Raw genomic sequence first — 26,529 nt, 5'->3', positions numbered from 1 at the left:
AGCCAATAACGGTATTTCGCCACTAATCTGAGCTGCTACATAATGATAGGATCAAATCCGAAGGTGATGTTTATTCAAAAGGGTAGGAGTATTACGGAAATAAATACGATCTGAATATACAAATTTTATCAGAAATCAGTCAATTACATTTTCCCGCCCAATCTGTTGACGGAACAATGTTACAGCATACCAGCGGCTTACAAATTAGTTTATTGGTATATGCTGAAGTGAAGGTGTTCCATAAATATTGTTTGAAAAAACTTGAATTTAGTTTGGTTGCACCGTTGTACCAATACAATTTAATAATTTTTTTTGTCAAATCTATTATTACGTTGTTTAATATAATAAGGGGATTTTATTTTGAGTGGGGGTGAAAATATACGCTACAGTTAGAGCGACCTGCGTTCATGTATCAATTATATTGTACCAACAGGTGTGTAGCCTTGTTATGCACTTCCTTCTCTCTTTTATTTTTCCATACAGTATTGTCTTTTTGTAATTCGAATTACGGCAATGTAATCCTTCTTTGTATTGCCCTATCGTATGCTGCGCTGAAGCATACCCGTGTTTATTTTTTGTTTTTGGCAATGGCATATAATAAAATGCTGTAACAGAAGCGGTGTGCACACTGCAGATTGTTGCGGCGCGGGGATTTCTGTGTCTTTTATTTTTTTAACTCCATAAAACCATAATCAATTATGAAAAGGAATTTATTGCTTCTTGTTTGTGCATGTATAGTGGCTGTGTCAGCCGCCAACGCCAATGGTTTTACACCCGGCAGCATGCAGTTTGTTAAAGCTAATAACGCATATGCAAATATGTTTATAAATCCTTTTGTCAATGCCAAAACACTGCTGTATAATTATCTGTGGTTTACAGATATCGATCTCACGAACCCGACGGGTTCCTATTGTGATATAAATACTGAGTGCACACGCCTGCGCAATACGTTTGGTGGTTATACATTTACAGCCACCTGGTTTCCGGGATTGCACGGGTTCGAATGGGGCGTTTGTCTGCCATTGATGACGGCCGTTATTTACAGCGATATGAGTTATACATAAACCCTGCAACCCTTCAATCATCAGTAAGTGAAATCGCCCCTGATTGGGTTTCAACAGGGGCGATTCTTTCTTCAGATACTATCATTGATCAATATCCCGGATTTTGTGTGAGAAAGGGGTTGTGAGTGAGCTCAACAACGGGAATCGGCCAAAGGGCTGCTGAAGATTTCCAGGTAGCTGGCCGCAATTCATTCATTACTTCATCGAGTCTCGTTTTGTTGGTTGTATTAATAATGCGTGCCGGCCACCTTTTTAAATCGAACCATCGATGCCCCCATTCGGCAAACAATTCTATGCGCCGTTCCTGTTCAATCGCTGCCAGTACCTGCGATTGAGTTGATAATGCAGGCAGGTCAGATAGCAAGGCTCTTTGGCGAATACTGTTCAGATCAACTATTGCTTCAGGCAGTTTATTTTGCATAGCGAGTGCTTCGGCCCGAATGCAAAATTGCTCAGCCAGCCGAAGCACCATATTGTATTCAGTACGAGGTGTTCCGGTATTTAGTTTGTATTTGTAAGGCGAACAATAGGTTATGCCATTGTTGGTTACTTTGCGTATCCAGCCCGTTCGTGCATCGCCAGGTTCCATACTTGTCAGAAAAGAATCGATTAATATCATCTGGGGCTTTCCCACGGGCGACAAAGGAACAAACATGCCGCCTTCTGCTGTATTATATGCTTCACTTACAGGCATGAACTGCAGAATGGCTTCTTTGCTGGTGTTCAAAAAAACCTGTTGCAGGTTGGGCTCCAGTTCGTATAATCCTGATTGTATTACTTCTGTGGAAGCTGCTTCGGCATTAGCCCATTGCTCCCGATACAGGTACACCCTTGCCAGCAGGGCTGTGGCCGATAATTTATTAGCCCGTACCCGTTCATTGGGAAACTCAGGCGTGGTGACATATGCGTTTGATAATAAATTCTGCGCCTGTTTAAGATCGGCAATAATCTGGTCGTAAACGAGGTTAACCGAAGTTCGGGAAATAACAGCATTTTGGGTATAATCGGTTGTTAATACCAGTGGTACATCGCCATATAAATTAACCAGGTAAAAATAACACATCGCTCGTAAAAAAAAAGCTTCGCCGGTGAGCTGGTTACGCTTTGAGAGCGTTACATCAGCTGACTTTGGCAATGCATCTATTATATCATTGGTTGCAAATATGTAATTATATGCATTGCTCCACGACTGCTTTATAATTGCATTATCGGTGCCGGGGGAATTAAATATAAATTCCATATCCTGGTTCAACACTGTAGTACGGTTCAGTTCGTCGGCCGACAAACCCGGGTACCGGCTCATATAGCCGTTGCAGACACCGAAATTCAGCATCATGTTGGCATAAACGCCTTTTACTGCCGCTTCGGCCAGCGAATCGCTGCTATATACCTGCGAGCTGACTACTTTTTCGGGTGGTGTACCGGGATCAAGTAGTTTGTTGCAATAGCTGAAGGATATCATTATGAAAAGCAAACTCAACACAGTACCTGATCTGAATGCAATTTTATACTGGTTCATATGCATGTTTTAAAGTGTTAACTGAAACCCGATGGTGTAGGTTCTCAGCAATGGCAGGCTGAAAGGGTCCTGCGTTTCGGGATCTGCTCCTTTGTACGAAGTGATGGTAAAAACATTTTCGGCGGTGGCAAATACATTAGCTCCCTGTAAATGCCATTTTGTGATCAGTGATTTGGGAAAATTATATACAAACCGGGCAGTTTTCATACGTATATAAGATGCATTCACCAGCCGGGCATCGGTATTGATAAAATTATTAACAGCATTGGCAACAGGGCCAAACGAAAGCGTACTCACCTGTTGCAGCGGCACCTGTTCGCCTGCTTTTTGCCAGCGGTTGTTGATAGCATCTGGCTGGTTGGTATAAAATTCGGTATTTCTGTTGCCTGGCTGAAGATATTTGTATATGTCGGTGAGGTAGTTGGCTGCATTTTGTTTCCTGAATTCTATAAACAGGGTCAGTTCAAACTGTTTTACAGTAAACGAATTGCGAATGCCGCCAAAGAAAGCCGGGTCGGTGCTTACAACACGTTTATTTAATGTGTCGGCAGTGAATTTGCCGGTGATTTCATCAACACCAGTGAAATGCGGAACAAAGAAGCTGTTCAAAGGCTCATTGATTTTCAACTTATTGGCATAGGATGAATTTTTGAGATTATCAAATTTTACCAGTTTGTTTTTGGGTATGGCAAGCGTTAGTTTGCCCGCCCACGTAAAAACGTGTCCCGTTTTTTTCCAATCGGCTTCGGTTTCTATACCGGTGTTTTGTACTATGGCGGGAATGTTACTGGTTACGCTCGGGAAGCCCGACTGGGATGGTAAAGAATAAACAACGAGCTGATTATTGCTGCGGTTCCGGTATGCCATAACCGAAATATTCAGTCTTTTATCAAAGAAGCTTAGGTCAAGACCTGCTTCCAGTTTGCGGGTCACTTCCCACCGATAATAGGGATTGGGAAGGCCGGTGGGTGCAATAACCGGTGTGCCCTGATAATTGGCAATGGTACTCCACGCATTCAGGTATGCATAATCTCCGATCTGATCATTTCCGGTACTGCCGTAGCTGCCCCTTATTTTGGCTGTGTTCGGCAATCCTTTATTGGTACTGTCTGTCCAGAATATCCAGGCTGCGCCTACTGCCGCAAAGTTGGCATAGTGGTATTGTGAACCAAAACGCGACGATCCGTCGCGACGTGCCGTAAAGTTTAAAAAATACCGGTTGAGATAATTGAATTTGATACGTCCAAAGCAACTGAGGAACCTGTAACGGGCCAGTGCAGGTGATGAATTCCTGGAAGACGCCGCTTCTGCAATACCAAGCAGATCATCGTTGGTGTAATTCAGGTACGAGTCGATAAGCCGTTTATTGATTTGTGCCGTGTACGATATCCCAAAAGAACTTTCACTCTGCACTTTTCCCAGCCAGGTGCTATAATGAAGCTCCGGCTCAAAGTTGAATGTATTATAGCGATTATATGCTTTGTAAAAGGAACCGGTGGGATTAGTGAATGGGTTCTGACTGCTGATGGGAATACGGTTATGTTCAGTTATGTCAATAAAATGGTAACCTATCGCCGTTTCAAAGCGCAGCTTCGCGGATATTGTATGTTGCAGCCAGGTATTGAACGAGTTGTTACGGGCATGCATAAAGTTTACATTCCTGAAAAAGCTCAGTGGGTTATTGAACGAATTACTTTCATCGCCCCATGCCAGATAACCATTGTTATCGGTTAAAGGTGGTGCATCGGGTGCCGTGAATATGCTATACATCGGGTTCTCGGCTATCCATTTATTTTCGGTGTAGGTATTGATCGCCGTAAAACCGGCTGTTGTTTTTTTATTATTCGAAGTGAACGATATATCAGTTAACAAGGACCATCTTTTTGCATACAGATCACCCGGTAAAACGGTTGTTTGGTAATGATAGCCGCCGCTTAACAGGGATCGCCAGTTGTCATTTACCTCGGAATAAGAAATCTGCTGATCGAAGAATCTCGCAGTTCCGCCCAGCAACAATTTGGGGAAATCAGTATATCGGGTAGTGTCCCATAGCATAAGGTCGGGCGCATTGATGGCATTGGGTATAATGCCATCGTTCTTAAAAGCCTCTCTGCGCATGGCCAGGTACTCAGGTGTATTCATCAATTGTATGGTGTTGAGCGAACGCCCGATGCCAAACGAAGTGGCTGCGGTGAGGCGATTTTGATCGGTTGCTTTTTTGGTGGTAATAACAATAACTCCGTTGGCGCCGCGTGCCCCGTAAATAGCGGTGGCTTCGGCATCTTTTAAAACAGTAACCGATTCAATATCGAATGGGTTAATCGTAAAAAACGGATCAAAACCCGAAGCCGATATGCCTGGCGCAGCTGGATTGCCGGCTATTGAAGGCAACTGGTTTAACGGTGTTTGCGATGGTCCCCACGGTATGCCGTTTACAATAAACAGAGGCGAATTATAGTAACGGTCGTAGGTGCCGGTTTGTGTTCCAATGGAAGTAGGGCCACGAAACTGGATCCTTTGTGAAACTGCTCCAAGTCCGCTTGAAGGCAGGGCCAGAAACCCTGCCACGTTTTGCCGTATACTGGTGATTAAATCGGTTGTTTTTGGCTCGGGTGGCTTAAATTTCGAAACGCTGCCTGCCTGGTTTTTTGAAACCCGCCCTACTACCGAGGCTACACGAAGATTTGTGTCAAGTGCTTTCAACTGAACAATTGCCGGTTTTTCGTTGGGTTCCCAGGCTATGCGCTCAGATTTATATTGAACGTATGAAACTGTAATGGAGTCGCCGGGGCTGCCATATACTTCGGCATAGCCTCTGGCATTGGTAGTATAGATCCCTTTTTTTGAATCCGGCAAAAGGGATGCGCCTTCCAGCGGAATACCGCTGTCGTTATACACTTTTATATAACAAATTGAAACGAACTGTTTCCAGCTTATTTCAGCTTCCTGTGGCAGCTTTGGCTCAAGCGTAAGTGTTTTTTGTGCAAGCGTGTTTTTGATTTTGGGCTGAGCATTGAGAACTTTAATGAGCAATTCCCTTGTTGGGTTTGCCAATGAAATAGTAACCGGTACGGCCAAAGGAAGAACCAAACCTTCTTCGTAAATAGGAGCGTCGATGATTTTGCTCTTTTCAAATATTTCCAATGCCCTTAATAGTTTATAAGGAGGCGGTTCAATTTTTCGTTGCTGAGCCTGTGCCATAGTAACGCAGGCTGCCATAATTAATGGGCCTAAAAAATATTTCATTTTGGGTAAATTCTAATCAATTCAACTTACAGGGTATCGGTATCAGAGCGGTATGAATAGTTGTAAATAAATGAAATGAACCGGGGAAAGCAAGAGGTGGGATGGTAACTGTGTAATACAGGCAATAGTCGTTTGTATCCATGCGCGATGGATGTATAGCCATGCAGGCTCTGAAACAAACAGGTTTGTTATTGCTGTTCATCTAATGTCGGCTGTGAAATATCAATTACAATGAAATTGTATTCATCCGGTATTGGAGCCGGCAAGGATGCAGGTTTACGTAATGGATGCGCGGGCAACCATTACTGGTGGGAATCTCGTGTTGTGTTGGAGAGTTGCGATGCCGTTGCAGCAACCGCAGACTACAAATCTACGGAAGCTGCAGCATCTTTGTGAAGGCTTAATGGAATTAATGGCTTGATTTATTAATAGGATGCAGCCCGGGATAAGGTGTGTAGTGGTCGCGGTAAGTGGATTCCTTTATGATTTCAGTAGTATTAAACGCTTATTATTTTTCTTTTGCTGTTAATGTGTTTTTTTCTAATGTGAATTGGGTTTCTGACCCAAGGTTCAGTATCCTGAGCATTTCCTTTGTGGGGGTTTCTTTGGGGAACCTGCCTTTAAGCGATATTTTAGGGTTACCAATAATGTTGGTTTGTACATTGTACCAATGGCTTATCTGGTTTAGAATAGAAGTAACCGTTTCTCCTTCGAGGTAAATGTAACCGTCTTTCCATGCTAAAACACTTGCAAGGTTAACTTCTTTATTAAGTTTGATGTTGTCACCGTAAACCACGGCCTGCTGGTTTTTTTCTACCGATACTTTTTTATCGCCGTGTTGTAATTGCACTTCACCTTCTATCAGTGTAGTTTTGATGATATCCTGCGCATAGGCGTTGATATTAAACTTTGTTCCTTTTACCGTAATAGAGGTTTTCTTTACCGATATTTTGAATGGTTTGGTAACATCTTTTTTTACTTCAAAATAAGCCTCTCCGGTTAGTATAACCCGTCGTTCGTTACCGGTAAAGGCAGTTGGGTAATACAGTGAGGAACCGGCATTTAACCACACACTACTGCCATCGGGCAATGTAATTTTAAATTCACTGCTTGCCGGCGTGGTTAATGTGTTATACGGGTGTTCTTTAAACCTCTGATTGGTGTTTGTTACCTGATAAACGATCTGGCTGTCTGATTCTTTTCTAACAGCTGTTTCGTTTTGCCAGGCAATCAGGCCTTTGGCCTGCTTTGCAAGATTTCTTTGTGTATGGTCGGCAAGCGTAAGCATAGCCCTTGTGCTGCCGGGTTGCCCGGGCACCGGTTGTATTATTTCATTCGAAACAGATGTAGCAGCAACGATGGCGGCTGGTTTTTCTTTTGGTAACCAATAATGCACAGTAAGAACAAGCGCAAGCAAAATGCTGGCTGCGATTGCTGTTATAATATACCATTTTCGGTTGCCGTGTTTTGATGAAAACAGCGGTTGCTGTACTTCATCATTTAACCAGGCACCTTCAAACGATTTCCAGCTTGCCTGTTTGTTGTTTTCCCATTTATTATATAACCTGATAAGTTCAAATAGTTCCGGATCGTTTAAACTGATTTTCAGACTTTCCATTGTTCTGCCCGAAATCCATTCTTCCCAAAGGGCCTGCTCTTCATCATTCAACGGTTCGTCTTCGCTTTTTTCGAAAGCCAATACTTTTATATTATTGGGTATTTCTTTCATTGTATTGGTTTTAATGGGTTAACTATAAGGTTTTTTGTGAATCACTGTTTGCCCCTGACGTTTTTGTACCCCTTATACTATTACATACAATGCCAGCGGGAAGAATATTAATTTTTTTTACAACTTTTTTTTGCAGGTCAGTGAAAATATAACATGGCTAAAATGGCAAGGAGAATAAAAATTGCCGGGATGTCGAAATCAGCAGACTCCGGCAGTACGGCTCTGAGATGTTTCTTTGCCCTGCTGAGCTGTGCATTAACATGGTTTATCTCGATGTTAAGCACTTTTGCTACTTCACCTGATTCCATATTTCTGAATAAGATAAGCTCTGCTACCAAACGGCATTGCCTTGGAAGTGGTTTTAGATTTTTTCTTACGAGATTGATAAGATCCCGGTGATCTAAGCTGTTGTTAGCTGTGGGCTCCTGGGCATCTGTCTGTGCAGGAAGGGAAGCAGTTGTAAGCAGATTTTCCCTTCTTTGCTTCTTTTTCCAATAATTTTTGCAATGGTTTTTAACGGCCAGGAACAAATATCCTTTCAGCTCATCCATTGAATTGAATATCCTTGAGGTAGTAGCAAGTTTATGGAAAACCATCATGATTATATCTTCTGCTTCAGCTTCGTCTTTGGTCGACCGGTATGCCAGGCCTTTTAATGATGCGTAATATTGTTTGTAAGTTTCCCCTATCGCACCGCGTTCTTTACTATTCAGGCGTTCAAGGAGGTCTTGTTTGTGCCTCATAAAATGTTTGTGTTTATGTAATGATGTTAAAGGGCAATAAAACAATAACCTGGGAATTGTCCCTCGGTGTCGCCATGCAGATGGCTAATAAAGAAGTATATCAAAAACGTGCAGGGGAGATAAGGTTGCGGGCTACGCAATATAGAAATTTATTTTCAACATACAAACACTTGTATGTTTTATTGTGGAATTTGTGAATATTTCTCTCCTGTTATGGTTTTCGGCGTAGGTTTGGGCTCCATGTAAGTATTATGTGGTTTCAAATTATAAAAAAATCTTATTAGGTTTGTAATTGTTATTTATACACGAGTTAAGGCCAACCAATTCTGATTGTTGTATGAAAATTTTGAAGGGAAAGCATGTACCGATTGTTGTGTTATTTCAATTGCTGTGTATCAATCACTCACACGCTTTTACATTTCCTCCCATTACATATTTAGGCATTGAACAGGGGTTATCTAATAATTCGGTGCGCTGCATTTACCAGGACCATAAAGGATTTATGTGGTTTGGAACGGTCGACGGGCTAAACCGCTACGACGGTTATGGTTTTAAAGTATTTCGCAATAGCATCAACGATTCCAATTCACTGGTTCATAACCTGGTTTATAAACTCGCTGAGGATCATCGCAATAATTTGTGGATCGGGACCCGCCAGGGCGCCAGCATTTTTGACCCTTTAACCGGCCGCTTTTCCACGGCAAACTACCGCCCGTTCAAGCAACAGGGCGTTGTTAAAATTCGCGATGTGATCAAAGACCTGAAAACCGATGCGCAGGATAATATACTCATCGCCGCCGAAACATTGGGATTGCTGTTTTGTGATCATGCAAATACCGTAGCACAACAAATTCCCTTATACAACGGCACTACCGAAATCATGGTTTACGGTGCGCAGGCAATTGAAGTGGGGGCCGACAAAAAAGTTTGGGTATTTGTACAAAACCAGGGATTATGTTTGCTTGATTATTCGGCAATGCAATTGAAGCTGGTGTCCAGAACAGTATTGCTGGCCTCAACGCTCGAATCGGATGGGAATACCGTTTACATCGGCACGGGTGAAGGAGTATATGCTTTTAATGCAGCAACCGGTTTAACCGAAAAACTGCTTGATCAAACACGGGGCGGCATGTCTTCTGAAAACATCGCAGCCCTTACTGTAGATAAAAGTCACCACCTGTGGATAGGCACCAATGGCGGTGGTGTTAATATCTGGGACCCCGTCACGAAAAAAATGGATTACCTGCCGGCCGGAGATAATAAATATTCATTGACCGGCCAGTCGGTATTTGCGATTTATGAAGACAAAGAATCCCGAAAATGGATCGGCACGTTGCGTGGGGGAATAAATATAATCGATCCCCAACAGGGCCGTTTTCAAACGGTGGCGCACGAAAAAGGCAATGCGAACAGTATCGCAGGCAATGCCATTTCATCGTTTTGTGAAGCAGCCGATGGCAACCTATGGATTGCTACCGATGATGCAGGATTGAATGTATGGAACCGCAAAAACAACAGCTTTATCAATTACAGGAATAATCCGCATGATGCCGGTTCGCTGTGGGACAATACCATTTCGGCAGTTACCGAAGATGCACAACATAATATATGGGCAGTGGCTTTTTCAAAAGGCATTAACCGCTATAACAAAGCCGCCAATAGCTTTAAACGCTACCAGTGCATCAACACCGCCACCGGTATCGAAAACAAACCCGTTTACTGGATATACGCCGATAAAGACAGGGATTTATGGGTAACTACCCTGCGACAGGGAAACCGGTATGGTGCCTTATATAAGTTTAATTATAAGGCCGACCGGTTTGAAGTGTTTGATACCGTTTTAACCGACCTGTTTACGCTGAATGAAGACAGAGGCGGTACACTGTGGGGCGGCAATTTAAATCAGCTGATAAAAATCGATAAAGTAAACAAACACCATGCATTTTTTGCGGTAGGCCATGCCGTTAGAGCCGTATATGAAGATAATACAGGCCATTTGTGGGTAGGCACCGAGGGTGGGGGGCTGCTGTTATTTGACCGCAAAACAAATTCCATTGCAGCGAGGTATACTACGCAGAACGGTCTTAGTAATAACTCCATTTTAAGTATGCTCGATGATGGCCATGGCAACCTGTGGCTGAGCACTTATAATGGCCTGTGCAAATTCAATATCGCGCATAGAACCTGTAAAAATTATTATCAGAACGATGGCCTGCAAAGCAATCAGTTCAACTACAATGCTGCATTGCTGCTGCGTTCGGGCGAAATGGTGTTTGGCGGTATAAAAGGCTTTAGTTTGTTTAAAGCCGCCGATATTCGCGAAGCGAATACGATGCCCGATGTGTTTTTAACCGATATACGCATCAATAATATACCCATTGAGCAGGATTATTCTTTTATATCGAAAAAAAGCAATGATGCCATTCTTGAATTGAAGATCCCCTATAACAAGGCAGTGGTTTCGTTCGACTTTACTGCATTAGAGTATTCAGCCTCCAATAAAATTAAATATGCCTGGTATCTCGATGGATGGGACCGCAACTGGAACTACACAGGCAATATCAGAACCGCCAATTACACCCACATCAGCGAGGGCAGTTATGTGCTTCGAATAAAATGTACCAATGCCGAAGGCGTATGGAACACCAAAGAAGCTACGGTACGTGTTATCATTCTGCCTCCCTGGTACCGAAGCTGGTGGGCCTGGATATTATACATATGTGCAACAGCTGCCGCTGTATATTTTTACTGGCAATATAAAAAACGGCAAACACGCCTTGAGTATGAAATAAAGCTGGCAAACCTGAATGCCGAAAAAGAACGGGAAATGAATGAAAAAAAGCTTTCGTTCTTCACCAATGTCTCGCACGAGTTCAGGGCGCCGCTTACGCTCATCATCAATCCCGTTAAAGATATCTTACAAAAAAACAAAGAACACAAAACGCACGACGATCATGAATTGAATATTGTATACCGCAATGCAAGGCGTCTGCTGAGCCTGGTTGACCAGTTGCTGCTATTCAGAAAAGCCGACAGCGGGGCAGACACATTAAAGCCCGCCAGGCTGAATTTTTATACTTTATGTAAAGAAGTGTTTCTATGCTTTACACAACAGGCCCGGTTAAAAAATATTACCTATGAATTTGAATGTGCCAACGAAGCTATGGAACTGTATGCCGACCGGGAAAAGATGGAGATCATTTTATTCAACCTTTTATCCAATGCACTAAAATATACGCCCGACCATGGCAGGGTGTCGCTGGTCATTCGTGAAACAACCGCAAATATTGAAGTGGTTGTGAAGGACAATGGCAGCGGTATTCCCGAAGCCACCGGACAAAAGCTGTTCGAGAAATTTTATCAGGCTAACACAAAAGGCATCAATTCCAAAACAGGATTCGGCATCGGTCTTTATCTCGTAAAACAATTTGCCGATTTGCATAAAGGCGCTATTCGCTATGAAAGTGAAACCGGTAAAGGCACTGTTTTTACAGTAACCCTTCAAAAAGGTAAAGCCCATTTGACAGAATATTCTATTGCAGAAGAAAGCAATGAAACGCCCGCCCTGCTGCAGGAACTGGCGCCCGAAGAAACTGAAATGCCGGAAACAGAAACCGTTGCTGCCGCTTCAAAAAACAACCAGGAAACCATCGATGCCATTGTTACCGGAAAGCATTCGGTTTTGGTAATTGATGATGATGAGCAGATACGCAAATATGTAAAACAGGTATTTAAAGATAAATACAACCTGTATGAAGCGCAAAACGGAACACAGGGATTAAAGCTGGCGCAAAAATACCTGCCCGATATTATCATCAGCGATATCAAAATGCCCGGTATGAACGGCATTGAATTATGCAGAGCCATTAAGGAAGACAATGCCCTGAACCACATTCCGGTGATCTTACTTACAGGCAGCTATGCCAGCGAAACCCGTTTGCAGGGTGTTGAAGGCGGGGCCGACGATTATATAACCAAACCTTTTGAAAAGGAAATATTGATCGCCCGCGTAACCAACCTGTTAAAAACGCGCGACAACCTGCAGAAATATTTTTATAACGAAATCACCCTCAATCCCAATAACCTGCGCATCTCGACGGACTATAAGGAATTTCTGGAAAGATGTATATCGATTGTGGAAGCACATATCGAAGATGATGATTTCAGTGTAAAGACCTTGCTGCACGAGATCGGCATGAGTCACTCAACCTTATTCAGAAAGGTAAAAATGATCTCGGGGCAGTCGATCAGTGTTTTTATCAGGTTTATCAGACTTCGCAAAGCCGCAGCGCTTTTCATCAATACCAACTACAATGTAAATGAAACCGCCTTTCAGGTGGGAATGAAAGACATCAAACACTTCCGCGAACAATTCAATAAACTGTTCGGCATGAATCCTTCCGACTACATCAAAAAATACCGCAAACCCTTTGCCGGTCAGTACACGGTGAATAAGGAGTCGTTTAGTACTGATAAAGAGCAAGAATAAGGCCCTGTTTCATAAAAGCGATTTGTTGCGGGTTTTCAGACTGTAGTTACAAGTTACAGGTTTCAGGTTACTGGTACTCCGGCAATTGCAACTGGCGACCCGGCATTGGTGCCTTGTAACCTGAAACCTGTGACCTGTAACCTGCAAAATGACCGATTTCCCCCTCTTTTTTGAAATTCACACCCCCTAAGTGGCAGTATCCCGTCATTTAAGTTTACAATAATTAAAAAAAGACAAATACAATATCCATATTGTTCAAGTGCACATGGGGGAGGTTTCTACCTCTTCCTTATTTCTTTTAAACGATCATTGAACAAAGGGCCGGTTTTATTCATGGAAAGGCAGAAAAAAGGGTCAGCATATTAAAATCTAACAAAAGAATAAGAGATTAATCAGGTGGTATGAAAAAAACGATTGTAGTAGGGTGCATACTTTGTTGCCTGTTGAAAACGGCTGTTGCCCAAACCGAAGCAAATACCGCATTTCATCCCGGCGCCATCTGGAACGATAACCACGGCATGCCCATTAACGCACATGGCGGCGGCATGTTGTACCACAAAGGGGTATATTATTGGTTTGGTGAGCATAAGGTAGAAGGCAAGGCTGGTAATGTAGCGAATGTAGGTGTGCGTTGTTATTCATCGAGCGATCTGTATAACTGGAAAAACGAAGGGATAGTGCTTTCCGTTGTGAACGATACAGCCAGCGATATACAAAAAGGTTGTATACTCGAACGACCCAAAGTGATTTACAATGCCCGCACCCGCAAATTTGTAATGTGGTTTCATATTGAGCAAAAAGGCAAAGGTTATAGCTATGCAAGAAGCGGCGTGGCGGTTGCCTCAACACCTGCGGGCCCCTATATATACTTACACAGCATCAGAAGCAACCCCGGTCATTGGCCTGTGAATGTATTGCCGGTGCATAAAATGCCGGTAGCCGATTCGGTCATGAAAACCTATTACCCCGGCGGTGGTTTTCCGGGCAATATCGATTCGCTGAACCTGCTTGGCAAGTTTTATAAAGAAGGACAGATGGAAAGGGATATGACCCTGTTTGTTGATGATAATGGCAAAGCCTATCATATTTATGCTTCGGAATACAATGCCACCCTGCATATAGCGCAGCTGAATGATGACTTCACAGGTCATAATGGAAAATATGTACGGGCCTTTACCGGCCGTTTTATGGAAGCGCCCGCCATTTTTAAACGCAAGGGTTTGTATTACCTGATCATGAGCGGCACAACAGGGTGGGACCCTAACCCGGCGCGTGCAGCCGTGTCGCGTTCGATATGGGGCCCCTGGAAAGAAACCGGTAACCCTTGTGTAGGCGTTGATTCGGCTACTACTTTTCATTCGCAGGGAACTTATATTCTGCCTGTTAGCGGCAAAAAAGATGCATTTATATTTATGGCCGATCGCTGGAATGCCGATAATGCCATCGATGGCAGATACGTGTGGCTGCCGCTAACGTTTAAAAAAGATATGCTTATTCTGCATTATTACGATGAGTGGTCGCTGCATGTATTTGATAAATGATAAATGCCGGCACTGTGGAACAATAATTGCGGCTAATGCAGTAAAGCAAACTGTATATGAAAAACATGTATTTGATTGCTGCTGCCCTTGGAAGTTCTTTATTTTTAACTGATTGCAATAAAAATAAGGAAGATGCAGCAGCTGCAGGCACTTCCAGTATTACTTACCAGCTTACTACCTCAAATCAAACCAGCGAAACCGGCCGGGTGGCGGTTAGCGGTGGCGATAATGATGCCAGTCGCGGGGACCGCTTCTCTATACACTGGACGGGTGGTCATATTTTCGTTTCAGAAATAAAATTCTCGGGCAAATGCAAAAAGCACCATAAAGACCATGACGATGGTGACAATGATGATGATGATAAAAAAGTTGAGTGCAAATCAAAAATTACCCACAGCTTCGACCTCTCAAATTTGATCGCCACGCTTGGAACAATCAGCATTCCCACTGATACCTACAATAATATTGAGTTTACTATATCATTGGTGCCAATGGGAACTACTGCAGCTTTTACGCTCACCGGATCTTTTGAAAGAAATGGTATAACAATTCCCGTTGAAATACGCTTCGACGTGCCGGTAGAATTTACTTTTCAAATACCGGATAGCATTAATTTCAATGCAGATTTTACAGCATTGGGCACATTGAGTTTTGATCAGTTGCTATCGGGCATTACCTCGCAAATGATAAGCAGTGCAGTTATATCAAACGGTAATATTATAATTTCTTCAAACTCAAATGTTACCATGTTCAAAATCATTTTTGATGAAATACATGCCATGCTGAAAGTGCATGTGAACAGGCATTGAGTGGTTAACCTGTGTTACATGGTTAACACAACCGCCACATAATGGCAAATAGCCGCTGCCAGTACAAACAAATGCCATACTGCATGTGTATAATGGTATTTGTCCCACAAGTAAAAAAATACGCCTATGGTATATAATCCCCCGCCAAGGCAAATGAAAATTACTACCTGAACAGGTAAGTGGTCAAAGAATTTACGGCCGCCGGCTAACATAATCCATCCCATGAGCAAATAAATGATCGTGGATAGAACTTCGAGTCGTCCGGTAAAGCGCATTTTAAAAAAAATGCCCAGAACAGTAAGGCCCCATAATACCGCCAGGAGCGTAATACCAAAATTGTTATTCATATACACCAGTAAAAAGGGCGTATAGGTTCCGGCTATAAAAAAATAAATGCTGATGTGATCAAGCATTTTAAAAATCTGCCTGATCGCAGGTTCCTGAGCAAAATGAAATATGGTTGAGCTGGTAAACAGCAATAAAAAACAAAAGCTATAAATGCCGGCTCCTACAAGTCCCGGCATGTTGTCGTGGGCAGTTGCCAGTCCGGCTAAAACAGGAAGGCCACTAAGGCCGAACAATATCCCAACGGCAGCAATAAGGCCATTGACTATTTCCTGTTTACGGGTATACGTGTCCATTGAAAAATGATTTTCACACAGTACTGTAATTTAATCTGAAAAGTTCATTGATGCCCTCTTTTTTTTACAAATATCCATCTGGGTTAGTTAACTGCCTGATTTTACCCGATAAAGCCCGGCCGTTTTACCAGGCCGCGCTAAATGGTTCATTGTATCGATCCATTCTTTTTTTTATAAACCGGTTCATAATTCTGTGTAACCAGGGCGCCATCACCAGCCTGCGCGAAACGATATTTTTAGGGTTATCTTTTTTTATCCATGCTGTATGCTATATATTTGTAACATGTGTTAGCAACACCTAAAGAACCTGTTCCTGCCTAAGTATCATCGATGAATGAGCCATGAGAATGAATTTTTGCCTGCCAAAGCCTTACCTGACCAAATAAACAACAGTAACCAAAACCACGGCTCATATTATACGTGCCAGCAGAACCATTATATCACGAAAAGGCGCTCCTTGATCAGATTGCGCAGGGAGATGAAAATGCATTCCGTACCATTTTTGATCATTACCGCGATACCATTTACGCATTTGCCCTGAAAGTGCTGCGCCATGAAGCCCTGGCTGAAGAAACTGTACAGGATGTATTTTTAAAAATATGGATCAACCGCACCGGTCTTTCTGCTATTCGCAATTTTGCCGACTTTTTATTCATCGTTGCCCGTAATCATACTTTTAATTCTTTGCGCCGGCTGGCCCGCGAAAGAAAAATCAGCAGCGTTGCGCCCGAGGATCTGCAAATCGAAGGGGTGTCGGCCGAGGCAACTGTTTTACAACGCGATTACGACAGGGTATTGCAACAGGCTGTAGCCCTGCTGCCTCCCCAACAAAAACTGGTATACACGCTCAGCCGCCAACACGGATTGTCACGTGAAGAAATTGCCGAACAAATGAACATATCGGCCGGTACGGTGAAAGCACATATGGCGCAGGCCCTGCGCTCGATCAGGGCATACTTCAAAACCCACGAAAACAGCATTCTTTCCCTTATAGCAGCTGTATTGTTGATGGCTTGATTGTATTATTGTTTGATTGTTGGGAACCCTTGTTAAACGGCATCTTACCTGATTGTTAAGCTTTGAAATGCTACGGTAACAATCAAACAATTTAACAGTATAACCATTGATTGAGATTTTTTTTAGATAAACTAACCCTTTCCCGTTTCAGCTGGTGTCTTTAATTATAGCAGAATGCATTAACCATGTCAAAAACCCGCCTGGAATATTTATTTCAACGTTATCTCAACAATGTATTGACCATTGAAGAGAGTGAAGAGCTGATGCAGCTATTGCAGCAGTCGGCCAATGATACAACTATTAAAGAAATGCTCGACCAGGTATGGAATGGCCTGGTTGTTGAAAACAAACTGAGTACGTCAAAGGCGAATGCCATATTCAGTGCTATTCTTGCATCAGATGCTCCTTTTCACCAGACGCCTCTTGTTACATATGCACCGGAACCAAAAGTTCGAAAGCTGTTTACTTTTATACCGCGCGCGCGCGTTGCTGTAGCCGCCTGTTTGCTGTTGTTTGCCGGGGCTACGTATTATTTTCTTTTCTATCATAAACCTGAACAAGCCATTGTAAAAAACAAGGGTGAACAGCCATTTAAAAATGATATTCCGCCAGGAAAGATTGGTGCAGTGCTTACGTTGGCAGATGGTTCAACAATCAATCTCGATAGTTCGGTAAACGGAAATATTGCCCGGCAGGGTAATACAACCATCATTAAGCTCGATTCGCAGTTAACTTATAATGCATCGTCGCTGGTAAATGGTCAGTATTTATATAATACTATTACCACTGCCCGCGGCAATCAATACCAGCTCATATTGCCCGACGGCAGTAAGGTGTGGCTCAATGCGGGATCGTCGATTCGTTTTCCGATCGCATTTGCCGGAAACGAACGTAGGGTACAGGTTACAGGCGAATTGTATTTTGAAGTAAAGCATAACAGCAATATGCCTTTTACAGTGGTAGCCAATGGGGTAGAAGTGCATGACCTCGGAACCCAATTTAATATCAATGCGTATGACAATGAGGAAGGTGTTGTCACTACTTTAATAGAAGGAAAGGTGTCAATAGACAATAAGCAATCCGCAACAGGCAAAAAGCAATTGACATTGCTTGCTCCCGGACAACAGGGACATGTAAGTGAAAGTGGTGAAATAAAAGTGGTAAAAGATGCCGATGTGGAAGCGGCCATAGCATGGAAGAACGGACAATTTATGTTTGATGGCAATACCATTCAATCGGTAATGCGTCAGCTGGAAAGGTGGTATGATGTGCAGGTTGAATATTCGGGCAATGTTTCAAAAGAAGAGTTTGTAGGTACTATATCGCGTTTTGGTAACATCTCCGAAGTGTTGAGCATGTTGCAAAAAACAGGTACTGTAAGTTTTGAAATTAAGGGACGGAAAGTGATTGTGAAGTAAAATACCTGCTAACAATGTCATATTATCAGTTTCCTGTTACCAGTTTCCGGTAACCGGTAACTGGCAACCGGTAACTTAAATGCAACCGGTAACTTAAAATAAGTATTTCAGGAAATCATCAACTAAAAAACCGTTCCGCGTACCAGGCGAAACGGTTGGTAGTCCCGGGTGGTGCCGGGACAGGCAATGGTTTTCCTAATCAATATAAAAGTCAGGCATATTAATCAGTTTTAAACCAAAACCAAACAAATCTATGCATTTAATTGAAAAGGTTGGTTCTATTTTCTTTCTCTTTCCCGGGAGAAGGAAAGTGCTAAAATTCTTCCTGCTTATGAAATTGAGTTTCGTTTTTGTTCTTGCAGGCACTTTGTGTGTTTCGGCTAAGGGATTCACCCAGCAAAATGTAACATTACATTTGAAAAACGCTACGTTACAGCAAACGTTTCGCGAAATTCAACGGCAAACAGGTTTCACCTTTCTGTATACAAAACAGATGGTTGAAACTGCACCGAAGGTTGATATTGAAGTAACCAATGTTTCGCTGCAGGATGCGCTGAATGAATGTCTTAAAAAACAACTCCTCGATTTCAGCATTGAAAATAAAACGGTGATCATAAGAAGAAGGAGATCGCCTGCTTCAAATGAAAAAGTGCCCGAACCTGCAGATACGTTAATTGATGTAAAAGGTACCGTGCTTAGCGAAACCAGTTCGCCGTTGCAGGGTGCTACAATCAGAATTACATCGTTGGGCAAAATGGTAAATTCCAATGCGAAGGGCGAGTTTGTATTAACTAAGATGCCTAAAGGAAAATACAAATTCGAAGTATCGTATGTGGGCTTCGATGATTATGTGGGCACTATTGAAGTAAACAACAACACCGGCAATATTATCGCTGCATTGAAACAGGTGCTGAGCAACCTCGATGAAGTACAGGTAATAGCCTATGGCACCAGCACCAAACGATTCAATACCGGCGATCAGGGTTCTGTAAAAAGCCAGGATATTGAAAAGCAACCGGTAACCAATCCATTGCAGGCATTGCAGGGCCGAATGGCAGGTGTGCTGGTTACCAGCGCCAGCGGTGTTCCGGGTGCGGGTATCAGTATGCAGATACGCGGCAACTATTCGCTTTCTTCTACAGCGTATCCTTTATATATAATAGATGGGGTGCCTGTGCAGGCGGCCTCATTAACAGTTCCTACATCAGGTTCTGTTACAAATGCCACTGCCAGCGGACAACTGAGCCCTTTTAACAGTGTTAACCCAATGGATATTGAAAGTATCACTGTTTTAAAAGATGCTGATGCCACGGCTATTTATGGTTCGCGCGGTTCAAATGGCGTTGTAATAATTACAACCAAAAAAGGAAAAGCAGGCAAAACAAAATTTGATGTGAATGCCTATTCAGGATCAAGCAAGGCAACGCGCATCCCTGAATTTTTAAATACACAGCAATACCTCGATATCAGGAAAAAGGCGTTTGCGGCTGATGGTATTACACCCACCACCAGCAATGCTCAGGACCTGTTGGTTTGGGACCAGAACGCCTACACCAATTTCCCTAAAATGATATTGGGTAATACAGCGCCTTTCAGCAACGTGCAGGCTGCTGCCTCGGGCGGTAACGAAACCACCCGTTTTCTGCTCAGCTTAGGTTATCATAACGAAGGATCGATCATATATGGCAATAACTACGATAAAAGAGTATCAGGCCACATTAATATCGATCATTATTCTGCCAATAAAAAATTCAACATCAATACATCGATAACCTATACCAACGATAATATCAAAACACTGGCAAACGATCCGTTTGTGGCCATTTATGCATCACCGAATTTCCCGCATTACGATAGCACCGGCGCCTTGTACTGGATTCCAAAAGATGGTCAGGCCAATACCGCCAATCCCTGGTCGTACCCATATAGGGTGGGGCGCAACCTCACCGATAATCTTATTACCAGCACTTCATTAAGGTATACCATTTTACCCGGCTTAAACGCCAAAGTGAATATCGGGTTTACGAAAATGTTCCTCACACAGCAAACTACACAACCGGCAATTTCCTATAACCCTACCTCTACCTCATCTACCAAAAGCCTGGCCAGCTTTGGTAACAATAATGTACAATCGTATATTGTTGAGCCGCAGGTTGATTATACCCGTCAGATGGGTGAATTAACCATTAGTGCTTTGGCTGGTGGTACTGCCCAGTCAAAAACATCAAGAAGCAATATGATAACAGGTACTAACTTTTCGAGTGACGACCTGATTGAAACTATTAGTGCTGCAACAAATATTACCTATAAGAACAATACCAGCTCACAGTACAAATATATTTCGGGTTTTGGCCGGTTGAATTTCCGCTTCATGGATAAATATATTCTGAACGGTACCTTCAGAAGAGATGGTTCATCCCGTTTCGGCCCCGGTAAGAAATTCGGAAACTTCTGGTCGGTTGGCGCCGGCTGGATATTCTCGCAGGAAGAGCTGATTAGAAATGCTTTGCCTGTTTTAAGCTTCGGAAAATTCAGGGCAAGCTATGGTACAACAGGTAACGATCAGATTTTGGATTACAACTATCTGCCGTTGTATACAAGCAATTACAGTACGGCTTACAATGGAAATATCGGCATTTTTGCCAACCAGATAGGTAACCCCAATTATAGCTGGGAAGAGAATAAAAAACTGGAAGTAGCGATGGAGCTGGGCTTTTTGAAAGACAGAATTTTGTTTACTTCTGCGTGGTACCGCAACCGCTCGGCCAATCAGCTGGTACAAACGCCTCTGCCTACCCAAACGGGATTTCCTTATTATCAGGCAAACCTGCCGGCGCTGGTGCAAATGACCAGCTGGGAGTTTGAGCTGAGCAGCATAAACATCAACCATAAAGATTTTCGCTGGCAAACTGTTTTCAATATCACTTTCCCCCAAAGCAAGTTGTTAGATTTTCCCAACCTCGCTTCATCGGCCTATTATAATACCTATGAAATAGGAAAACCCGTACAACTGGCCCGTGGCTATCATTATACCGGTTTATCGGCAACCGGCGTTCCGCAAATTGAAGACGTGAACAAAGACGGCTATTTATCGAGCCTCTACGATTATGTCACCATCGGCTCGTTGGTTCCGCAGTATTACGGAGGTATGGGAAATACCTTCTCGTATAAAGGGTTCAGCCTCGACTTCTTTATACAATTCACCAAACAAAACGGATATAGTGCGCAAAGGGCATTTTACTTCCCTGCCGGTTATAAAGTGAACGTGCCCACCTTTATGGTGAAAGATAACTGGAGTACATCCAACCCCAATGGTACACAACCCGGGTTAACAACTTCTGCCTCATCGGCTATTGGTTCTATCATGTTAAACCGGTTATACATCTCGAATTATGCATATACCGATGCATCGTTTGCACGGTTGAAGAACCTTTCATTCTCTTATTCATTGCCCCGGAAGCTTGCTGATAAAATAAGTGCGCAGAACGTACGCCTTTATGTGCAGGGACAAAACCTGATCACCATAACAAAATATGAAGGGCTTGATCCGGAAACGCAAAACGCTACACCTGTATTAAAAACGATTACAGGTGGTATTCAGTTAACTTTTTAAAGAAAAATGAATATGAAAATGATCAATCAATATAATCGCTTTCTGTTTTATATAGCTGCTCTGGGCGTCATAAGCTCATTCAGCGCCTGCAAAAAGTACCTCGAAATTGATTTGCCAAAGGATAAGATGACAACACAGAGTACTTTTTCCACTGCCACTAATACACTGGCGGCCGTAAATGGCATGTATACGTTTGCGTTAAAGAACCCTAACTTTTTAAACTATCAGGGCGATTTTTTACTGGGAGCGGCGGCTGATGAATTTGTGTATGGCGGATCAACCTACTACGATGATTTCACCAATAATACCCTTCCCGGTTCCAATCAGGATCTGCAAAACACATGGACGTTGTTTTATTCGGTGATCTATCAGGCCAATAACATTATTGAAAATGTACCGGCCAGTCCCATTTCAGATAGTTTGAAGGCAGTATATACGGGCGAAGCAAAGGTTTTCAGGGCATTTTGCCATTTATATTTAACCATGTATTGGGGCAATGTGCCGCTGATACAAACAACCGATGTTACAAAAACAGCTACCATTGGCCGTACACCAAAGGCCGATGTGCTGAATGCCGTTGCAGATGATTTAAAATATGCCGAAGCTAAATTGCCGGCAGGTACGGTGCGCAACGGCCGGTTTAATAAATATATGGCCACCGCATTGCTTGCAAGGGTATACCTGTATCAGAAAAACTGGGCCAATGCCGAAGCAAAAGCAACCGAACTGATCAGTAATACTGCTAATTTTACGCTGCTTACCGATTTAACGAAAGTATTTTTAAGAGGCAGCAAGGAAGCTATCTGGCAGGTGAATACAGGCTCCGATTATAACTACACGTACTGGGCCGGCAATTGTGTTCCTCCTGCCGGTACTACTTCTTCGAATTACTTTTACATCGTACGGCCCGAATTGTACAATGCATTCGATGCAACCGATTTGCGTTTAGCGAACTGGATTGGCAATTTACCTCTTTCTTCAGGCACGTTTTATTATGATTATAAATACAGGCAAACCAGCACACCTGCCAGTTCATCAGCATATGAAGATTATATGTTACTGCGCCTGGCCGAGCAGTACCTCATCAGGGCCGAAGCAAGAGCTCAGCAAAATAACCTGAATGGCGCCATCGATGATATAAATGCCATCCGTACCCGCGCAGGACTTACTGCATTAAGTTATGGTATGACGCAGGCAAATGTGTTGCTGGCAATTGAAAGAGAACGTAAGCTCGAATTGTTTGGCGAAGGATACGGCCACCGTTGGATCGACCTGGTTCGCACAGGACGTGCTGATGCTGTGCTGGGTGCTGAAAAGTCAGCAACCTGGAAGTCGACAGCTGTAACATTCCCGATTCCTGATAAAGAAGTATTGAACAACCCGGCCCTTGGCCAGTAATAACCAATAAGCAACAGGCAATAGGCAATTAACAATTTTGCAAATTGCCTGTTGTATTAAAAGCCTATAATATGAAAAGAACAGCACTAATCGCAATTACATGGTTACCGTTAATCGCACTTGCACAGAAAAACAATTTTAGTATCCGTGGTAAAGTCGGAAAGCTGAATGCGCCGGCAACAGCTTATTTGTATTTTGATCCGGGCGAAAAGTATGTACTTGATTCAGCCGTTTTGAAAAATGGTGCATTTGAATTTAAAGGAAGTATATCCGCTCCGGTAAAGGGTATGTTTGTGCTCGACGAAAAAGGTGCGGGTATGCGTAATGCCGATAACAGGTTTAATATATATATCGAACCGGGAGTAATAAAAATTGGCAGTCCCGATTCGGCTGCGCATATTAAATTCAGTGGCACAAAACTGAACAATGAGCTGGAGCAATTAAAAGTATTGCTGAAACCGGTAAGCGATCAGCTGATGAAAGTAAAGAAAGCTGATACAGGTGTTGATGCAGGCGTTCGTCAGTCGTTGCTGCAAAAACGGCAGGAGCTTATGACGCAGTTCATTAAAGATCACCCCGGCAGTCTCGTAAGTTTTGATGCATTGAAAGACATGGGCGGTATAACACCCGATCCCGAAAAGATAGAACCTATATATGATTTATTATCCGACTCACTAAAGAATAATAAAGTAGTAAAAGATTATTACACCCGGGTACAGGACCTTAAAAAAACGGCCATTGGCAAAATAGCTCCCGATTTTACCCAGGCCGATACTGCCGGGGTCAATGTATCGCTACATGATTTTAAAGGAAAGTACGTATTGCTCGATTTTTGGGCAAGCTGGTGCAAACCCTGCCGTCATGAAAATCCTGCGGTAGTAAGCGCTTTTAATAAATACAAAGGCAAAGGGTTTACCATTCTCAGTGTTTCGCTCGATGCACCCAACGCAAAAGAAAAATGGTTAAAAGCCATTCATGATGATGGCCTCACGGGTTGGACGCACGTATCGGACCTGAATTTTTGGAGCAATGCCGTAGCACAGCTATACAGCATACAAAGCATTCCTATGAATTTTCTGTTAGACAAAGATGGAAAGATCATCGCCAAAAATTTACGCGGTGATGACCTCGCAGCCAAACTGCACGAAGTATTGGATGCGAATTAATAGTTACCAGTTACACAGTTAGTAAGCCGTGCCACGGTCCTGAGCGAAGTCGAATAACAACCCGTGGCACGGCTATTACTTCATGTACCTATGTGGTGCATTTGTCTATTGTCTATTGCCCACTGCTCGTTACACAATACCCACTTACCATTAAATTTTTACGGGTCTTATTTACAATTAAATAAAATCCCTATTCGTAAATTATTAGTTTCTCATTTACGCAAACGATATCGTAAGAATGTCTTGCCTGATTTTACTTTTTCCCTCGTTGCCAGTCTTATATTACCTCTCTGATGTGCAGAATAAAAAAATTGTGCAAACCGTTTAAAAATTGACATTTATCAATTACATTGAACACGCGAAATTTGATTATGTGATTATAAACCACAGTTTTATATTTTTATGCCGAAACCCCGCCATAAAGGGGCAAGGCCTTCGGGGAAAATCTATTTCTTTCAAAAAAATGCAATTTCCGGTTACAAAAGCAAGGCCGGCGTTTACTATTTAATAACGGAGCATGATAAAGGGCAAAAAGTATGCTGATGCAGATCTGATAACTGCTATCAGATTGGGGAATCAACTGAATGACGCCATCTTTTTCATTTACCAGGAGTATTCCAATACGATCAGTTCTTTCATACTAGCCAATAGCGGAACGCCACAGGATGCCGAAGATATTTTTCAGGAAACTGTGGTGACTTTTATTGATCTTATTAAAAAAGAGAAATTCCGGGGAGAAGCATCTGTAAAAACGTTCCTCGTAGCTATTGCGCGAAATACCTGGTTAAATGAGTTAAAGAAAAGAGAGCGTTCAGGCATTCGTGAGCAACTGTTCGAAAACAGTCGTGAAACCAATGAAATGGATGTGAGCCAGTATATTGCCGATCGCGAAATCAAACAACAGTTTCGCGAAGTGCTGAATAAACTGGGCGAGCCGTGTAAAAAAATTCTCACGCTGTTTTATTATGAAAATTGTTCGATGAAAGATATGTTGAACCACCTTCCATATGAAAATGAACAGGTGGTGCGAAATAAAAAATACAAATGCCTGCAGCATTTAACGGGTTTATTTAAAGACAATCCGGTTATAGCGCGGCTCGTTGATCAAACTTTAAGATAACGTAATTATATGGATAGCAGGAATGAACGTTTACTGGTGAATTACCTCGACAGAACCCTCGAAGAAAGTGAAATGAGGGAAATAGAGCAGGTAATTAATGCTGATACGGAAGTACGTAAGCAATGGCAGTATTTGCAACTGGCTGTTCAGGCTGTGGAATATGCCGCTTTGTTCGACCAGGTAGCGGCTGTAAAAGAACAATTTAAAGCCGTTCATCCTTCGGAAGTGATACCCATGCAAAAAACAGTACCGCGCTTGCGCGGTATGGTAACCATGCGAAGCATTTACCGCGTGGCAGCCTGTGTGCTTTTCCTGATAGTAGCAGCAGGTAGTTTTAAATATGTTACTACCAGCCCGAAAAGTTTGTATAAGGATGCATTCGTGCCTTATACATTAAATACAAGCCGCGGCAACACAGGAAGCATTGCCATTGAAGATGCTTATCGAAACAAAAACTGGAATGTAGTAATATCCTCGTTCAATAAAACAATACAAAAAGATAATAAAGCGTTTTTCCTGTGCGGTATGGCTAACATGCAGCTGCAAAAATTTTCGGCAGCGGCTGAACAATTTAAACAGGTGTTGGCAAACAATGCGCAAACCGGTGATGATTATTTTCACGACGAAGCGCAATATTATCTGGCTATGAGTTTACTGGCAAATAACCAGGCCAAAGAAGCCATTATTATAATTAATCAGATTCGGGCCGATAAAAATCATTTATATTATCAGCAGGCCGCCCGTATTTCATCGGCCAATTTGCGGATTTTGGAATTTAAATCTGGCAAGTAGTTGATAATCATATTTTTCGGTTTTTTTCAAAAAAATCTCATTTTCCGGTTACGTTCAGTTCCCCAGCTTTTACTATTTAATGTAAGCAGTTCTTTTACATAGTTCAGCAAAAAATACTGAGTGGCTTTTTTGATAAAGCGCTCACTACATAATCTTAGTTGTTTTTCCCGCTCAGGCGGGATTACAATAACTGAGCATTCGTGAGGACTTGAACCATGGCATGG

Annotated in this window: 16 protein-coding genes; 11 read left to right on the top strand and 5 right to left on the bottom strand. The window is 42.7% G+C overall.

What is annotated here, in order from left to right; genetic code table 11:
• The first annotated feature begins 698 nt into the window (after positions 1-698).
• Positions 699-1,064: a hypothetical protein gene (locus AC59IL_RS02475; RefSeq protein WP_496550489.1), complete on the top strand. Its 366-nt coding sequence runs from the start codon at positions 699-701 to the stop codon at positions 1,062-1,064.
• 88 nt (positions 1,065-1,152) lie between these two features.
• Here AC59IL_RS02475 and AC59IL_RS02470 read toward each other — a convergent pair whose 3' ends face one another.
• The 4 genes from AC59IL_RS02470 to AC59IL_RS02455 all read right to left on the bottom strand — a co-directional run bounded on the left by AC59IL_RS02470 (position 1,153) and on the right by AC59IL_RS02455 (position 8,301).
• On the bottom strand, positions 1,153-2,583 hold the full coding sequence (locus AC59IL_RS02470; protein ID WP_496550488.1) for a RagB/SusD family nutrient uptake outer membrane protein: 1,431 nt from the start codon (positions 2,581-2,583) through the stop codon (positions 1,153-1,155).
• A 9-nt stretch (positions 2,584-2,592) separates the two neighbouring features.
• The gene (locus AC59IL_RS02465) at positions 2,593-5,829 is read right to left on the bottom strand and encodes a SusC/RagA family TonB-linked outer membrane protein (protein ID WP_496550487.1); all 3,237 of its coding nucleotides are present in this window, start codon (positions 5,827-5,829) and stop codon (positions 2,593-2,595) included.
• 508 nt (positions 5,830-6,337) lie between these two features.
• Positions 6,338-7,558: a FecR family protein gene (locus tag AC59IL_RS02460; protein WP_496550486.1), complete on the bottom strand. Its 1,221-nt coding sequence runs from the start codon at positions 7,556-7,558 to the stop codon at positions 6,338-6,340.
• Between the two features lie 137 nt (positions 7,559-7,695).
• Positions 7,696-8,301: an RNA polymerase sigma factor gene (locus AC59IL_RS02455; protein ID WP_496550485.1), complete on the bottom strand. Its 606-nt coding sequence runs from the start codon at positions 8,299-8,301 to the stop codon at positions 7,696-7,698.
• A 337-nt stretch (positions 8,302-8,638) separates the two neighbouring features.
• On the opposite strand from AC59IL_RS02455, the gene AC59IL_RS02450 reads away from it, so the two are divergent.
• The 3 genes from AC59IL_RS02450 (at position 8,639) to AC59IL_RS02440 (ending at position 15,140) form a co-directional block, all read left to right on the top strand.
• Positions 8,639-12,790, top strand: a complete 4,152-nt coding sequence (locus AC59IL_RS02450; RefSeq protein ID WP_496550484.1) for a hybrid sensor histidine kinase/response regulator transcription factor — start codon at positions 8,639-8,641, stop codon at positions 12,788-12,790.
• Positions 12,791-13,191: 401 nt separating this feature from the next.
• Positions 13,192-14,331 carry a glycoside hydrolase family 43 protein gene (locus tag AC59IL_RS02445; RefSeq protein WP_496550483.1) on the top strand — a complete coding sequence of 380 codons (1,140 nt, stop codon included), beginning with the start codon at positions 13,192-13,194 and terminating at the stop codon, positions 14,329-14,331.
• 56 nt (positions 14,332-14,387) lie between these two features.
• Positions 14,388-15,140: a hypothetical protein gene (locus tag AC59IL_RS02440; RefSeq protein ID WP_496550482.1), complete on the top strand. Its 753-nt coding sequence runs from the start codon at positions 14,388-14,390 to the stop codon at positions 15,138-15,140.
• 14 nt (positions 15,141-15,154) lie between these two features.
• Here the strand turns inward: AC59IL_RS02440 and trhA are convergent, their stop codons facing one another.
• Entirely contained in the window at positions 15,155-15,781 is a 627-nt protein-coding gene (trhA, locus tag AC59IL_RS02435) for a PAQR family membrane homeostasis protein TrhA (protein WP_496550481.1), read from the bottom strand.
• A 420-nt stretch (positions 15,782-16,201) separates the two neighbouring features.
• Here trhA and AC59IL_RS02430 point away from each other — a divergent pair, with 420 nt between their 5' ends.
• The 7 genes from AC59IL_RS02430 (at position 16,202) to AC59IL_RS02400 (ending at position 26,305) form a co-directional block, all read left to right on the top strand.
• Entirely contained in the window at positions 16,202-16,798 is a 597-nt protein-coding gene (locus AC59IL_RS02430) for an RNA polymerase sigma factor (protein ID WP_496550480.1), read from the top strand.
• A gap of 185 nt (positions 16,799-16,983) precedes the next feature.
• Entirely contained in the window at positions 16,984-18,216 is a 1,233-nt protein-coding gene (locus AC59IL_RS02425) for a FecR family protein (RefSeq protein ID WP_496550479.1), read from the top strand.
• A gap of 331 nt (positions 18,217-18,547) precedes the next feature.
• Entirely contained in the window at positions 18,548-21,829 is a 3,282-nt protein-coding gene (locus AC59IL_RS02420; protein WP_496550478.1) for a SusC/RagA family TonB-linked outer membrane protein, read from the top strand.
• Positions 21,830-21,841: 12 nt separating this feature from the next.
• Positions 21,842-23,227 (top strand): RagB/SusD family nutrient uptake outer membrane protein, encoded by a 1,386-nt coding sequence (locus AC59IL_RS02415; RefSeq protein WP_496550477.1) that lies wholly within the window; start codon positions 21,842-21,844, stop codon positions 23,225-23,227.
• Between the two features lie 71 nt (positions 23,228-23,298).
• Complete coding sequence (locus AC59IL_RS02410; protein ID WP_496550476.1) at positions 23,299-24,393, top strand: redoxin domain-containing protein; 1,095 nt, start codon at positions 23,299-23,301, stop codon at positions 24,391-24,393.
• Positions 24,394-24,910: 517 nt separating this feature from the next.
• Positions 24,911-25,513 (top strand): RNA polymerase sigma factor, encoded by a 603-nt coding sequence (locus AC59IL_RS02405; RefSeq protein WP_496550475.1) that lies wholly within the window; start codon positions 24,911-24,913, stop codon positions 25,511-25,513.
• Between the two features lie 9 nt (positions 25,514-25,522).
• The gene (locus tag AC59IL_RS02400; protein WP_496550474.1) at positions 25,523-26,305 is read left to right on the top strand and encodes a hypothetical protein; all 783 of its coding nucleotides are present in this window, start codon (positions 25,523-25,525) and stop codon (positions 26,303-26,305) included.
• Positions 26,306-26,529 lie beyond the last annotated feature (224 nt).

This window comes from Niastella sp. sgz303648 (genome assembly GCF_059587045.1).
This window is presented reverse-complemented; position numbering and strand designations above follow the sequence as displayed.

Coding starts and splice junctions, on each gene's coding strand:
- AC59IL_RS02475 (WP_496550489.1), top strand. CDS start 699: ATGAAAAGGAATTTATTGCTTCTTGTTTGTGCATGTATAGTGGCTGTG.
- AC59IL_RS02470 (WP_496550488.1), bottom strand. CDS start 2,583: ATGAACCAGTATAAAATTGCATTCAGATCAGGTACTGTGTTGAGTTTG.
- AC59IL_RS02465 (WP_496550487.1), bottom strand. CDS start 5,829: ATGAAATATTTTTTAGGCCCATTAATTATGGCAGCCTGCGTTACTATG.
- AC59IL_RS02460 (WP_496550486.1), bottom strand. CDS start 7,558: ATGAAAGAAATACCCAATAATATAAAAGTATTGGCTTTCGAAAAAAGC.
- AC59IL_RS02455 (WP_496550485.1), bottom strand. CDS start 8,301: ATGAGGCACAAACAAGACCTCCTTGAACGCCTGAATAGTAAAGAACGC.
- AC59IL_RS02450 (WP_496550484.1), top strand. CDS start 8,639: ATGAAAATTTTGAAGGGAAAGCATGTACCGATTGTTGTGTTATTTCAA.
- AC59IL_RS02445 (WP_496550483.1), top strand. CDS start 13,192: ATGAAAAAAACGATTGTAGTAGGGTGCATACTTTGTTGCCTGTTGAAA.
- AC59IL_RS02440 (WP_496550482.1), top strand. CDS start 14,388: ATGAAAAACATGTATTTGATTGCTGCTGCCCTTGGAAGTTCTTTATTT.
- trhA (WP_496550481.1), bottom strand. CDS start 15,781: ATGGACACGTATACCCGTAAACAGGAAATAGTCAATGGCCTTATTGCT.
- AC59IL_RS02425 (WP_496550479.1), top strand. CDS start 16,984: ATGTCAAAAACCCGCCTGGAATATTTATTTCAACGTTATCTCAACAAT.
- AC59IL_RS02420 (WP_496550478.1), top strand. CDS start 18,548: ATGAAATTGAGTTTCGTTTTTGTTCTTGCAGGCACTTTGTGTGTTTCG.
- AC59IL_RS02415 (WP_496550477.1), top strand. CDS start 21,842: ATGAAAATGATCAATCAATATAATCGCTTTCTGTTTTATATAGCTGCT.
- AC59IL_RS02410 (WP_496550476.1), top strand. CDS start 23,299: ATGAAAAGAACAGCACTAATCGCAATTACATGGTTACCGTTAATCGCA.
- AC59IL_RS02405 (WP_496550475.1), top strand. CDS start 24,911: ATGATAAAGGGCAAAAAGTATGCTGATGCAGATCTGATAACTGCTATC.
- AC59IL_RS02400 (WP_496550474.1), top strand. CDS start 25,523: ATGGATAGCAGGAATGAACGTTTACTGGTGAATTACCTCGACAGAACC.